This window comes from Pseudomonas fluorescens, from assembly GCF_000802965.1.
GTDB classification, from domain to species: domain Bacteria; phylum Pseudomonadota; class Gammaproteobacteria; order Pseudomonadales; family Pseudomonadaceae; genus Aquipseudomonas; species Aquipseudomonas fluorescens_A.
Window position 1 is genome coordinate 1 of sequence record NZ_JSAK01000001.1, and the last position, 13,418, is coordinate 13,418.

Here is a 13,418-nt window from a genome sequence, read left to right on the forward strand (position 1 = left end):
AGCAGTTGGGGTTTTGTTTTGCCCGCAGGAAAGTGGGTGGCGCAACAGTCCTGGTTTCCACGCCGTCATCTATCCGACGTTTCGATACTCAGCGGAGCGAATGCGCGCCTGTCGCTTCAAGAGAACGCTACTAGCGGCCGATAACCATTTGGTACAGCGATCTTCACTTCTTCTTGCCTTCATTTTGAAAATGCAGTTTAAGAAAAATCGCTTGATAGGTTATGGCTACTGGCTATCATCTGCGCGCCGGAATGGGCAGGTGAAGCTGATCCTGTTTGTTTATTGCCTTCGGTTCTTCTTCTTAAATTGCCTGGAAATCTTCGATGCTGTCGTATCACCAAAAGAGTTTTTTGATCGTCGATGATTTCTCGGATTTCCGTAGCTCGGTCAGGTCCATGCTGCGGGAGCTAGGCGTCAAGGATGTGGACACTGCCGACACGGGCGAACAGGCGCTGAAAATGTGTTCGCAGAAGTCTTACGACTTTATCCTGCAGGATTTCCATCTGGGCGATGGCAAGAAGAACGGTCAGCAGGTTCTCGAAGATTTGATGATCGAGAAGTTGATCAGCCACGAAAGTGTTTTCGTCATGGTCACTGCTGAAACCAGCCAGGCCATGGTGCTCAGTGCTCTGGAGCACGAACCCGATGCCTACCTGACCAAGCCTTTCAATCGCGCCGGACTAGCCCAGCGCCTGGAGCGTTTGGTGCAGCGCAAGACTCTGCTCAAGCCGATACTGCAAGCGCTTGATCGGGCTAAGCCGGTTGAGGTGCTCAATGCCTGCATCGCCCTGTGCAAGCAAGATATCCGCTATTCGCCGTTGTGCCTGCGATACCGGGCTGATGCCTTGCGTGACCTGAATCAGAATGAAGCGTTGGAACGCCTGTACGACAGCATTATTGCTGATCGTCCTCTGCCGTGGGCATTTGCCGGTCTGGGGCAGTTGCTGTTCAAGCGGGGGCAGGTCAAGCAAGCCAAGGGTGTCTACGAAAAAGCCCTTAAGGTGTTCCCGATGATGCCGGCGCTCTATGACGGGATGGCCGATGTGCTGGTCGCCGAAGGGGACACCAAGGCAGCCCAAAACGTGCTGGAGGAAGCCATTCGATTGTCACCGCTGGCGGTGCGTCGGCAAGCGCTACTGGGTAAGTTGGCGATGACCAACGAAGATTTTGACACCGCCTCCAGAGCCTACCGCCAGGCAGTTTCGCAAGGTGCCCAGTCACGCTTCAAGGATGCGGAAAGTAATCTTGGGCTGGCCCACGCCTTGATCAGCAAAGGCAGCGAAAGAGGTCTGGATACCCGGACCCGGCTGGAAATCAATACGACATTGAGTGCCGTGGCCAAAGAGAACCCCACCGATCCTGGCCTGCAAATTCGTGCGCGGCTGATGAAAGCCACCAGTCTGCTGCTTAATGACGGCGAAACCGCAGAGAAGCTCACCGAGCAAGCCATGATGCGTCTCGACGGCATGGAGCAGTTCATGAGTGCCGAAGCGGCGCTATTGGTGGCCAAGCAACTGCAAATGCTCGGGAAGCCGCAAGCGGGCGCCTCGATGCTGAAAAACTGTGCGGAAATTTACGGCGACGATCCGGCGGTCATGAAAGACATCGCCAAGCTCACCGATGACCCGACGATCCTCAATTCCGGCAATGCCGCGGCTGATCTCAACCGTCAAGGCGTACGGGTCTACAAGACCGGCAATCTCGTTGAGGCGCGGGATGTCTTCCGCAAAGCCCTGGCGCTGCAGCCAAAGAACATCAGTATCGCGTTGAACATGGCGCAGGCACTCTTGCATCGCACCGATACCAGTGCGCCCTCGGCCGAGCTCGAAGAATGTCGAACCTGCCTGAAAATGGTCGGTTTGATGCCTGATAGCGACGCACGTTACCCACGTTATCAAAAGCTGAAAAGCAAGGCATTTGGCGAATGAACGACAATCAGCAGGCACTGGATTTCTCCACGGTGATTGCTTCCACCGTGCACGACATGAAGAATTCTTTGGCCATGCTGATGCAGGCCCACAGCCAATGGCTGGCGAAACTGCCCGACCCTGCGCGCGTCACCCCGGAACAGGGCGTGATCGAATTCGAGTTCGCTCACCTCAACGGATTGTTGGTGCAGTTGCTGGGCCTCTACAAACTGGGTGTCAACCAGATGCCCCTGCAACCTGCCTATCACGAACTGGACGACTTCATCGAAGCACAATTGGCGTGTCATCAAGATGTCTTCGCGAGCCGTGGTATTGCCGCGACCTACGAAGTCGATCCGTTGAGCCCGCTGGGTTTCTTCGATCGTGAATTGATCGCTTCGGTGCTGGCCAACAGCATCAACAATGCCATTCGTTTTGCGCGTCATGCGGTGTTGGTCAGCGTCAGTGACGAGGCCGGGCAACTGGTGCTGACCATCAACGACGATGGCGAAGGTTATCCAGCCGAGATGATTGAGCGTCAGGCCGATTACGTACAAGGCATTAATCACAGCAGCGGCAGTACCGGGTTGGGTCTGTATTTTGCCGGCCGGATTGCAGCGTTGCATCAGCGTAATGGTGTCGGCGGGCGCACCGAAATCAGCAACGGCGGCCCCTTGGGTGGTGGCGTCTTCAATCTCTACCTGCCCTGAAAAAACGCAGCTTCTACATTTTGTTCTCGACCTGCTTGATATTCTGAACACGCGGAGCCTATTTTGTACGGGTCGCCGTTCGCGGCCCGTACAACAACAAGGATTGCGTCATGACAACCGATGGCCTGGGTTCACTCGCTCAGCGATTGACGGGCATTGATGAGATTGAATGTGTCACGCCGGATTTGAATGGCGTGCCACGGGGCAAGGTGATGACCTCCGAGGGTTTCCTTGCAGGACGGCGTTTGCAGATGGCGCGGGGTGTACTGCTGCAATGCATCATGGGCGGATACCCGCCAGCGCGTTTTTACGGTAGTGATGATGGTGACCTGGCGCTGGTTCCAGACCCAGCGCAGATCCATCGATTGCCCTGGAGCACGCAACCGCGCGCATTCGCCATTTGTGATGCGGACGAGTTGACCGGCGCAAGTTCCAGTCTCTCGACGCGTGGCCTGCTCAAATCAGTCATCGCTCGGTACGCGACTCTTGGCTTGGCGCCGGTGGTGGCGACCGAAGTGGAGTTTTTTGTCTTTGCTTCCAACACCGACCCGACTCAACCCTTCCTGCCGCCAGTGGGCCTGGATGGCCGTCGTGAGGAGGGGCATTCGGCGTTCAGTGTCAGTTCCATTAACGGATTGCGGCCTTTCTTCAGTGAGGTCTATGAAGCCATGGCCGCGTTGGGCCTGCCTCGCGATACCTTCATGCACGAAATGGGTGTCAGTCAGTTCGAGATCAACCTGCTGCATGGCGATCCGCTGCTGCTGGCCGACCAGACATTCCTGTTCAAACATTTGCTGAAAGAAATTGCGCTCAAGCACGGTTTGATCGTGGTTTGCATGGCCAAACCATTGGCGCATACGCCAGGCAGTTCGATGCATATTCACCAGAGCATCGTCGATATCGGCACCGGACAAAACGTGTTCAGTGACGAGGCCGGTCAGGCGACGGCGACGTTCCGTCATTTCATCGCCGGCCAGCAGGCCGCAATGGCGGACTTCACCGCGCTGTTTGCACCGAACGTGAACTCGTATCAGCGCTTGTGCCATCCCTTCGCATCACCGAATAATGCCTGCTGGTCCCATGACAATCGGGCGGCCGGGTTGCGCATTCCGGCCAGTTCGCCGGTCGCTCGTCGGGTCGAAAACCGATTGCCTGGGGCTGATGCCAACCCGTATCTGGCGATCGCGGCGAGTCTGGCCGCGGGGTTGCATGGCATTGAGCACCGACTGGAGCCGAGTGAGCCGATCCAGGGCGAATTCGAAGTGCCGGACAATCTTTCGTTACCCTGTACCTTGCATGCAGCACTTGAACGTCTGAAACGTAGCCAATTGGCGAAGGAACTGTTCGGCGAGGAGTTCATCGAAGGCTACATCGCTTCGAAGACCATGGAGTTGACCAGTTTCTATGATGAAATTACTCCCTGGGAACGGCGTGTTCTAGCAGCCCAGGCCTGACGCACCGTCTATATGGGGCTATCTTTTCGGTAGCCCGATTCTCACTGCAAGGAGCCGCTCGGAACGCCGATGCGCCAAATCTGGAAACCCTTTCGAGCGCTGTATTTCGCCTCGCTGATGATGTTGATCGGCTCCGGCTTGCTGAGTACTTACCTGGGCTTGCGCCTGGCGGCTGATAATGTCGACAGTTTGTGGGTCGGTGCGTTGATGGCGGCCAACTATTTCGGCCTGGTGCTGGGCGGCAAGATCGGCCATCGCCTGATTGCCCGGGTCGGGCATATCCGGGCCTATTCCGCCTGCGCCGGGATCGTCGGCGCGGCGGTGCTCGGTCATGGGTTGGTCGACTGGTTGCCCGCCTGGCTATTCCTGCGGGTCATCGTCGGCCTTGGCATGATGTGCCAGTACATGGTCATCGAGAGCTGGCTCAATGAGCAGGCCGAAGCTTCGCAGCGTGGTGCGGTGTTCAGCGGCTACATGATCGCCTCGTACCTGGGGCTGGTGCTGGGTCAGTTGATTCTGGTCATGCACCCAGGGCTGGGTTTGGAACTGTTGATGCTGGTCGCGCTGTGCTTTGCCCTGTGTCTGGTGCCTGTCGCCCTGACCCGGCGAATTCACCCGGCGCCATTGCATCCGGCGCCGATGGAGCCGCGGTTCTTCATCAAGCGCGTGCCGCAGTCGCTGAGCACTGTGCTGGGCGCGGGGCTGATCATCGGTTCGTTCTACGGTCTGGCGCCGCTGTATGCCTCGCAGCAAGGGTTGTCCACGGAGCAGGTCGGTCTGTTCATGGGTAGCTGCATTTTTGCCGGTCTGCTGGTGCAGTGGCCGTTGGGCTGGTTGTCCGACCGTTATGACCGGGCGCTGTTGATCCGCTGTTTTGCGCTGATACTGGCCCTTGCCGCGTTGCCGTTGGCGATTTTGAAACAGGTGCCACTTGAGGTGTTGTTTATCGCCGGGTTCCTCTGCTCGCTGGTGAAGTTCTGCCTTTATCCGCTGGCGGTAGCGTTCTCCAATGACCACGTTGAGGCGGACCGTCGGGTATCACTGACGGCAATGTTGCTGGTGACCTACGGCGTTGGTGCCAGCATCGGTCCGCTGGCCGCTGGCGTGCTGATGAAGCTGTTCGGCAGCCAGATGCTCTATGCATTTTTCAGCTTCTTCGCGTTGGTGCTGGTGTGGCGAATCCGCCCGAAAGCGGTGACCAATCTGCATCAGGTGGACGACGCGCCGCTGCATCACGTCGCCATGCCGGACAGTATGTCGAGCTCGCCGCTGGTGGCTTGCCTCGATCCGCGGGTCGATGAGCAGGTGGTACAGGATCAGATGCAGAACCCGGTCGATCCGGAGATGACTCCTGAATCGGAGGCCGAACCTGAAAGCGATCCTCAACCGAAAGACCCTGACGCGGGTCGAGAGCAAAGCTTCACTGAAGCCCGGCCTTAAAATCCAGGCATAAAAAACGGGCAGTCACCGCAAGGGACTGCCCGTTTTTTATTTTTACTGCTGTATCAGAAATCGTCTTTGTCGAAGCGCCGCGCTTCGCGTTGCAACTGGTAGACGAATCGCTCGACCTGGCGCTGTACCAGCCCGCTCATGTTATGGAAGCGTACACCGGCGAAAGTAGTGGAGATCTTTTCTTCGAAATGCAGATAACGCAGTTCGACCGGCGCCGTCATATTGCCGAAAGGCAGGGCGGCCATGAAGCGGTCGTAGACCTGACCTAATTGCAGACTGCCAGTGATGTCGCCGGCGAAGCGCAGTTTGCAACCGGTGGCCGAGATGTCCAGCAGTTTGCCACTGATCGGCGTCTTGAGTTTCTCGCCATCCAGATCGACATCGACCAATTGGGCCAGCTTCAAGGCAGCACGGAACGCATTGCGACGCTGGTGGTAGACCACCTCGTCGGGCAGGGTGCCACGGTAGCAGCGACTACCACTGGATTCGTCGAGGGTCATCGGACCGTTGCTTTCCCAGGCAATTCGCACGCCTTCGTGGAAGCCTTCGATCTTGAACGGCTCGCCGGCCATCAAAAAGCGTTCGCCGTCACGCGGAATCATCTCGTCCATGGCAATCATGTTGCTGTCACGGTCAACGGCCACCAGATAGGTCTGGAAGCGCTGGCTGCGCTCGTTGAAGGTGATGATTAGCGGGTCATGACTTTCGTGCAACTGGCGCAGGTTGCTGGAGATTTCCAGAGGCGTGCTGAGCACCTTGGGTGGCTGCGGAGAATCTTCCGCACTTAAGGCATTGGACACGGTTAATCAATCTCCAGACAAAATTTGACTACGGCGAGCCAGCATATTGCCAGCATGTTTCGCGACTTGATAGAGGGGGCTCATCGACCGGCTTAAGCCTGACTGAGCGGGCGCGGTTTCACAAGCTTGGAGAATGATCCGCTGGCATCGTAGAGCGCGGGAGGTTCGCCGCCGGTGAGGATTTTCAGCTGGGTAGCCGTGGCAGCTTGCTGCACCAGGATTGACTGGCCATTGCTGGCATTGGTGGCTTGGCACTGGGCCAGGAGATCGGTCAGTACATCGCTTTGCGTAAGCAACGCCTCACCAACGCTCGACTGGCTTGCCAGTTGCTCCAAACCGCTACGGTTGGTCGGCAGGTTGAGGCTGGCAAGAATTTCACTGCGCTTGCGGCCATGCTGTTCGAGCAAAATGATCAGCGCCTGTTTCTGCGCGAGAACATCTTCAAGTAGAGGCATGTCGCGGCCATGCAAGGCGAGGGACTCGGTCTGCAGCAGCTCGAGCAAATGTTGCGCTGGAGCAAAGTCGTCGGTGATCAGTTGCAATAAATTAGTGTCGTGCATGGCTGGCCTTGGGTTTTAAGCGTCCAAAAGCCTGGCGCCGGCCGTGGCCTAGCGCTGGGCTTCGAAGTTGAGCAGTTTGCTGGCTACACGGTTGCTGTCGACTTTGTAGCTGCCATCGGCAATCGCTGCTTTCAACTCGGCCACGCGGGCGTTGTCGACGACAGGCTGATCGCGCAGCGTATCAGTGACCTTTTGCAACTGCTGAGCCTCATTGCTGAGATGTACCGATTCCCCGCTTTTGACGGTACCGGCCTGTTCGGCCGGGGTATTCAGCGGCGCGGAGTTGCCAGCTTCGGCGGTTTCCTTGGTGGCGCTGGTACGTGTACTGCCCGTAAGTGACGAGGAGCTGTTCAAACGGCTGAAATCAATGACCATGATAAAAAACCTCTGGGAATTTGGACGCTTGCCATGTTTTCGGCCCTTCCCTGAAAAACTTTAGGCCCATTTATCAATGAGCGTGCGCGCGTCAGCGTTTGCCCGGCATGGGACACAGTTTAGGGAACAGCCTCGGTCAGCGCCACAGCTTCACCAAAAGAGGTTCCTACATGGACACTTCCACCTGGCCCGGCGCGGTCACTTGCGCCTTGATCACTCGCTTGGAGTTGAGGTTTTTCACTCGGATCTGTTCGCTCATGCCGCCGTTGGCCAGCGCTTCGCCCGGCATGCGCACGCTGAGCGTACCACTGCGGGCGGTAATCACCACCTGATCGCCCTTGCGGATCACTTCCGCCTGTTCGAGATTCACCAAGGTAATCACCTGATCAGCGACCATTGGTCGGGTAAGTCGTTGCCCGATCGCCTGATCCACGGAGGTCAGGTAGCCCTGGCTGATCAGACTGATATCGCGCTCGCGCAGAAGGACATCTGCAGGCTCGACGATACCCGCGCGCCGCAGCGGTCGGGCGGTGGTCACAACGTCGCGAAACAGGCGCACTTGAGCGGGTACGAAGACCGTCCAGGGGGACGAACCCTCACAGCGAACCTTGACCGTGACGCGCCCCAACGGCTTGGCCGGGCTCTCCAGCGTGGCTGTCAATTCCTTGTCGCACATTGGCATGTGCATGCGTGGATCGAGCTGGTTGACCTGGATTTCATAGCGACCTTCCGTTTGACTGGTTGCCAGATAGTCCTCTACGGTGAATTCAAGAAAGCCCTGGGTGACGCCGATAAGCATGTCAGGCAAGGTAACCGCGTCAGCAAGGGCAGGGCTGCCAGCGTTGAACAGGCACACAGCCGCCAACACGCCGAGGCATTTGCGGTAGAGCGTGGTCAGGCGTCGGGAAAATGTCGGTTCTGTGTTCATGAAGAGATAAAAAGCAAGCGCCGTGCCGTTTAGTGATGAATGTGCGTCGCAACAACACTTAGCGTTGGTTTAGGAGTCTGGGCATGGCTGGTGTAATGGATTCGGTGAACCAGCGCACGCAACTGGTGGGGCAGAATCGCCTTGAGCTGTTGTTGTTCCGTCTCGACGGCCAGCAGCTGTATGGGATCAACGTGTTCAAGGTGCGGGAGGTGCTGCAATGCCCGAAATTGACGTTGATGCCCAAGTCCAGTCCTGTCGTGTGCGGCGTGGCGAACATTCGGGGGGCGACCATTCCGATCCTGGATCTGGCGATGGCAACCGGCTCCGGTGCGTTGAAGGACAAGAACAATCCTTTCGTGATCATCACGGAGTACAACACCAAGACCCAGGGTTTCCTGGTGCGTTCGGTGGAGCGCATTGTGAACATGAACTGGGAAGAGATTCATCCGCCACCCAAGGGCACCGGGCGCGATCACTACCTCACGGCAGTGACTCGGGTCGACAATCAGTTAGTCGAAATCATCGACGTCGAGAAGGTGCTGGCGGAAGTGGCGCCGACGCCGGAAGCGATTTCCGTGGGTGTGGTCGATGTCGAAACCCAGCACAAGGCGCTGTCCTTGCGCGTGCTGACGGTCGATGACTCGTCGGTGGCGCGCAAGCAGGTCACGCGTTGCCTGCAAACGGTCGGTGTCGAAGTGGTGGCGTTGAACGACGGCCGGCAAGCGCTGGATTACCTGCGCAAACTGGTCGACGAGGGGAAGAAGCCGGAAGAAGAGTTCCTGATGATGATCTCCGACATCGAGATGCCGGAGATGGACGGATACACGCTGACGGCCGAGATCCGCAACGACCCTCGCATGCAAAAGCTTCATATCATCCTGCATACTTCGTTGTCGGGTGTGTTCAATCAGGCGATGGTCAAGAAGGTCGGTGCCGATGACTTCCTTGCCAAATTCCGACCTGATGACCTGGCATCCCGGGTAGTCGACCGGATTAAAGCAGCAGACATCAACTAGGGGCGTTCGGTCCCTGGCAGTCAACACGATTTTAGAGGCGGCAGCATTGTCTACGGGTAATTTGGATTTCGAACAGTTCCGGGTATTCCTGGAAAAAGCCTGTGGCATTTTGCTCGGTGAAAACAAGCAGTATCTGGTCTCGAGCCGTCTCAACAAGCTGATGGAACAGCAAGGCATCAAGTCGTTGGGTGAGCTTGTCCAGCGCATGCAAACCCAGCCGCGCAGCGGTTTGCGTGAGCAGGTAGTGGATGCCATGACCACCAACGAAACCCTGTGGTTTCGTGACACCTATCCATTTGAAGTCCTGAAGAACAAAGTGCTGCCCGAGGCGATCAAGGCCAGTCCCGGCCAGCGCTTGCGGATTTGGTCGGCGGCCTGTTCGTCGGGTCAGGAGCCGTACTCGCTGTCGATGTCCATCGACGAGTTCGAGCGGGTCAACATGGGCCAGTTGAGGATGGGCGTGCAGATCGTTGCCACTGATCTGTCCGGTACCATGCTGAACAACTGCAAGACCGGCGAGTACGACAGCCTGGCCATCGGTCGTGGTCTGTCGCCGGAGCGGTTGCAGCGTTACTTTGATCCGAAAGGGCCGGGTCGCTGGGCTATCAAGGCGCCGATCAAGAGTCGAGTGGAGTTTCGTTCGTTCAACCTGCTGGACAGCTACGCGAGCCTCGGCAAGTTTGACATCGTGTTCTGCCGCAACGTGCTGATCTACTTCTCCGCCGAGGTTAAGAAGGACATCCTGTTGCGTATCCACAGCACGTTGAAGCCCGGCGGTTATCTGTTCCTCGGTGCTTCCGAAGCGCTGAACGGATTGCCCGATCATTACCAGATGGTCCAGTGCAGCCCGGGGATTATCTACCAGGCGAAATGATTCATTCGGTGTCATCAAAAACGGGAGTCCTCAAAGACTCCCGTTTTTTTTGCCCGATGATTTCCAACTGACACCGCATGTAGGAGCCGGCTTGCTGGCGATCCAGGCGCCGCAGTCATCCAGACAGACCGCGTCATCGTTCATCGCCAGCAAGCCGGCTCCTACAGGGTGAGGCCAAGCGGCAGAAAAGCGGCATCCAGCGGAAGCCGGTTGCCGCTTTTCTGGCATTGCCGCGTTGCCACTGCCCGCAAAGCCCCGGTTTATGGGCTTTTTTGAATTGGCATGACGCTTGCTATGTTCATCGTACGAAAAATCAGGTCACCCGAAGGTTTCCCGACATGAGCATCAGCTTCGATAAAGCGCTCGGCATTCACGAAAAGGCACTGGGCTTCCGCGCCCAGCGTGCCGAAGTCCTGGCCAACAACATCGCCAACGCCGATACCCCGAACTACAAGGCGCGGGATCTGGAATTCTCGAAAGTGCTCGAGGCGCAGAACGATAAGGCCAAGAACGGCACGTTCGCCTTGAACATGACCAACAGCCGTCACATCGAAGCCGAAGGCCTGGGCAATGGCGATGAGTCGCTGATGTATCGCACGCCGATGCAACCGTCGATCGACCAGAACACCGTGGACGCCCAACTGGAACAGTCGAACTACGCGGAAAACGCCGTCGGCTTCCAGGCCAGCTTCACCCTGCTCAACAGCAAATTCAAAGGGCTGGTGTCAGCCCTGCGCGGAGAGTAAGTCATGTCTCTATCCAGTGTTTTCAACATTGCCGGTAGCGGCATGAGTGCGCAGACCACTCGCTTGAACACCGTTGCTTCGAACATTGCCAACGCCGAGACGGTCTCGTCGAGCATCGATCAGACCTACCGTGCGCGTCACCCGGTGTTCGCCACCATGTTCCAGGGTGGCCAGAGTGGCGGTAGCGATTCGCTGTTCCAGAACCAGGACGCGGCCGGCCAAGGTGTGCAGGTCATGGGCGTGGTCGAAGATCAGAGCAATCTTGAAGCGCGTTATGAGCCGAACCATCCGGCGGCCGATGCCAAGGGTTACGTCTACTACCCGAACGTCAACGTGGTTGAGGAAATGGCCGACATGATTTCCGCGAGCCGTTCGTTCCAGACCAATGCCGAAATGATGAACACCGCCAAAACCATGATGCAGAAAGTCCTGACCCTCGGTCAGTGATAAGGGGCGACTCAGATGAGTGTTACCGATACCACCAGCGGTTTGAGCCTCAACGACATCCTGGCCAACTCTTCGGTCAAGACCAACACCACGACGGACGGTCTGGCAGGGGCAACCGGCAGCGCCACGGGCAAACAAGCCCTGGGCAAGGACGCGTTCCTGCAGTTGCTGGTAACGCAGCTGAAAAACCAGAACCCGCTGGAGCCCCAGGACAACGGCGAGTTTGTGGCGCAGTTGGCTCAATTCAGTAGCCTGGAAGGGATCACCACCCTCAATGACACCGTTACGGGTATCGCCAGTAACTACAACTCGTCCCAGGCATTGCAGGCCTCGTCGCTGGTTGGGCGTACGGTCATTGCTCCAGGCGACAAGGCGGTGGTCGACACTTCCAAGCCCCTCAAGGGTACGGTCGCAATGCCGTCGGCGGTGTCGAGCGCCACGCTGAAGATCACCGACGCGGATGGCAAGGTGGTACGCACCATCGACATGGGCTCCCAAAGTGCCGGCAACGCCGACTTCACCTGGGATGGCAAGAACGACGCGGGTGAGGTTGCAGCCTCGGGCACTTACACCTTTGCCGCTTCGACCACCATCGACAGTCAGGCCGTATCGCTGATCACCAACCTGCCAGCGACCGTCAACAGCGTGACCATCAGCCAGACCGGCGGTGAGTTGATGCTCAATCTGGCCGGACTGGGCAGCATCGCCCTGTCCAAAGTGCAAACCATTGGTATATAGAGCCGACTAGCACGGCATAAAGGAGTGGAATATGTCTTTCAACATCGGCCTTAGCGGTCTCTATGCAGCCAACAAACAACTGGACGTGACCGGCAACAACATCGCCAACGTCGCGACCACAGGTTTCAAGTCGTCCCGTACAGAATTCGAAGACGTGTACTCAGCGACCAAACTGGGTACCGGCAGCAAGACCGTCGGTAACGGCGTGCGTCTGGCCAACGTTTCCCAACAGTTTAGCCAGGGTGACGTGAACAGCACCGGCAACGTGCTCGACATGGGTATCCAGGGTTCGGGTTTCTTCGTGCTGAGCAACAACGGCGCGCTGACGTACACCCGTGCCGGTACTTTCAAGACCGACAAGGAAGGTTACGTCACCAACACCGACGGCACTGCGCGTTTGCAGGGCTACGGCGTGGATGCCAATGGCAAGATTCTCAATGGCGTGTTGACTGACCTGCGCATCGATACCTCTAACCTGGCCCCAAAGGCCACCAACAGCGTGTCGTCGACGATCAACCTGAACTCCACGGCTGAGGTAATTGACCAGACGGTTGCCACGAACAAGTTCGACCCGAGCAAGCCAGCCACTTACACCAAGCAGTTCACTACCCCGGTTTTCGATACCCAGGGTAACCAGCACGACATGGACCAGTACATGGTCAAGACGGGTCCGAACACTTGGCAAACCTACACCCTGATCGATGGTCGCAACCCGGATGGCAGCGACCCTGCCGTGACTGCTCCGATTCCTTCGACCATGTCGTTCGATTCGAGCGGCAAACTGGTTTCGGTCAGCACGCCGGTTCCGCCAACCGTTCCGCCGACCGTTCCGACGCCTGCGCCGATTATCAGTAGCGACTTGAAAATCACCAACTGGACTCCGGGCTCCGTCACTGATGGTGTCTGGACCGCCAATGGTGCAAGCGCCGACCCGGCGGGTGTAACCATTTCGATGGCCAACACCACGCAATTCAACGCCGACACTGCACGTTCGATTCCGGCGCAGAACGGCTATGCCACTGGCCAGATCACCAGCCTGACCATCGACGGCAGCGGTGTGTTGTTGGCCAACTTCAGCAACTACCAGACCAAGCCAATCGGCCAGATTTCGTTGGCCAGTTTCACCAACGAGCAAGGTTTGCAGCAAGTAGGCGGTACCAGCTGGAAGGAAACCTACGCATCGGGCATTCCTGGTTACGACGCACCGGAAACCGGATCCTTGGGTCAGATCGTTTCCAACTCCCTGGAAGAGTCCAACGTCAACCTGACCAACGAGCTGGTCGATTTGATCAAGGCGCAGAGCAACTACCAGGCGAACGCCAAGACCATCTCCACCCAAAGCACCATCATGCAGACCATCATTCAGATGACCTGATGCGGGTTAGTTGAAAACGCTGCACAAGGAGCCCCT

15 protein-coding genes are annotated in these 13,418 nt (G+C 57.5%); 11 read left to right on the top strand and 4 right to left on the bottom strand.

Features of this window, described 5'->3' with window-relative positions; translation table 11 throughout:
• The 5 genes from NL64_RS30310 to NL64_RS00020 form a co-directional block, all read left to right on the top strand.
• Positions 1-364 (top strand): hypothetical protein (locus NL64_RS30310; protein WP_172668624.1); only part of this gene is annotated, 364 nt, incomplete at its 5' end.
• Positions 324-1,928, top strand: coding sequence for a tetratricopeptide repeat-containing response regulator (locus NL64_RS00005; RefSeq protein ID WP_034146122.1), 1,605 nt, complete (start codon positions 324-326; stop codon positions 1,926-1,928). The genes NL64_RS30310 and NL64_RS00005, both read left to right, overlap by 41 nt.
• A complete protein-coding gene (locus tag NL64_RS00010; RefSeq protein ID WP_034146123.1) occupies positions 1,925-2,617 on the top strand; it encodes a sensor histidine kinase in 693 nt (230 codons plus the stop codon). Before NL64_RS00005 ends, NL64_RS00010 begins: the two co-directional genes overlap by 4 nt.
• 212 nt (positions 2,618-2,829) lie before the next feature.
• Complete coding sequence (locus NL64_RS00015; RefSeq protein WP_172668626.1) at positions 2,830-4,071, top strand: glutamine synthetase family protein; 1,242 nt, start codon at positions 2,830-2,832, stop codon at positions 4,069-4,071.
• Between the two features lie 69 nt (positions 4,072-4,140).
• Positions 4,141-5,511, top strand: coding sequence for an MFS transporter (locus NL64_RS00020; RefSeq protein WP_034146125.1), 1,371 nt, complete (start codon positions 4,141-4,143; stop codon positions 5,509-5,511).
• A 65-nt stretch (positions 5,512-5,576) separates the two neighbouring features.
• Here the strand turns inward: NL64_RS00020 and NL64_RS00025 are convergent, their stop codons facing one another.
• The 4 genes from NL64_RS00025 to flgA form a co-directional block, all read right to left on the bottom strand.
• On the bottom strand, positions 5,577-6,323 hold the full coding sequence (locus NL64_RS00025; RefSeq protein ID WP_034146126.1) for a flagellar brake protein: 747 nt from the start codon (positions 6,321-6,323) through the stop codon (positions 5,577-5,579).
• Between the two features lie 92 nt (positions 6,324-6,415).
• Positions 6,416-6,883: a flagella synthesis protein FlgN gene (locus tag NL64_RS00030; RefSeq protein WP_034146127.1), complete on the bottom strand. Its 468-nt coding sequence runs from the start codon at positions 6,881-6,883 to the stop codon at positions 6,416-6,418.
• Between the two features lie 48 nt (positions 6,884-6,931).
• A complete protein-coding gene (gene flgM, locus NL64_RS00035; RefSeq protein WP_034146128.1) occupies positions 6,932-7,258 on the bottom strand; it encodes a flagellar biosynthesis anti-sigma factor FlgM in 327 nt (108 codons plus the stop codon).
• A 166-nt stretch (positions 7,259-7,424) separates the two neighbouring features.
• Positions 7,425-8,186, bottom strand: coding sequence for a flagellar basal body P-ring formation chaperone FlgA (gene flgA, locus NL64_RS00040; protein ID WP_034146129.1), 762 nt, complete (start codon positions 8,184-8,186; stop codon positions 7,425-7,427).
• Between the two features lie 83 nt (positions 8,187-8,269).
• On the opposite strand from flgA, the gene NL64_RS00045 reads away from it, so the two are divergent.
• The 6 genes from NL64_RS00045 (at position 8,270) to flgE (ending at position 13,382) form a co-directional block, all read left to right on the top strand.
• Positions 8,270-9,202: a chemotaxis protein CheV gene (locus tag NL64_RS00045; RefSeq protein WP_034146130.1), complete on the top strand. Its 933-nt coding sequence runs from the start codon at positions 8,270-8,272 to the stop codon at positions 9,200-9,202.
• Between the two features lie 46 nt (positions 9,203-9,248).
• Positions 9,249-10,076 carry a protein-glutamate O-methyltransferase CheR gene (gene cheR, locus NL64_RS00050; RefSeq protein WP_007980127.1) on the top strand — a complete coding sequence of 276 codons (828 nt, stop codon included), beginning with the start codon at positions 9,249-9,251 and terminating at the stop codon, positions 10,074-10,076.
• Positions 10,077-10,414: 338 nt separating this feature from the next.
• A complete protein-coding gene (flgB, locus tag NL64_RS00055) occupies positions 10,415-10,822 on the top strand; it encodes a flagellar basal body rod protein FlgB (protein ID WP_034146131.1) in 408 nt (135 codons plus the stop codon).
• Positions 10,823-10,825: 3 nt separating this feature from the next.
• Entirely contained in the window at positions 10,826-11,269 is a 444-nt protein-coding gene (gene flgC, locus NL64_RS00060) for a flagellar basal body rod protein FlgC (protein ID WP_034146132.1), read from the top strand.
• Positions 11,270-11,284: 15 nt separating this feature from the next.
• Complete coding sequence (gene flgD / locus NL64_RS00065; RefSeq protein WP_034146133.1) at positions 11,285-12,007, top strand: flagellar hook assembly protein FlgD; 723 nt, start codon at positions 11,285-11,287, stop codon at positions 12,005-12,007.
• 31 nt (positions 12,008-12,038) lie between these two features.
• On the top strand, positions 12,039-13,382 hold the full coding sequence (gene flgE, locus NL64_RS00070; protein ID WP_034146134.1) for a flagellar hook protein FlgE: 1,344 nt from the start codon (positions 12,039-12,041) through the stop codon (positions 13,380-13,382).
• Positions 13,383-13,418: the final 36 nt, after the last annotated feature.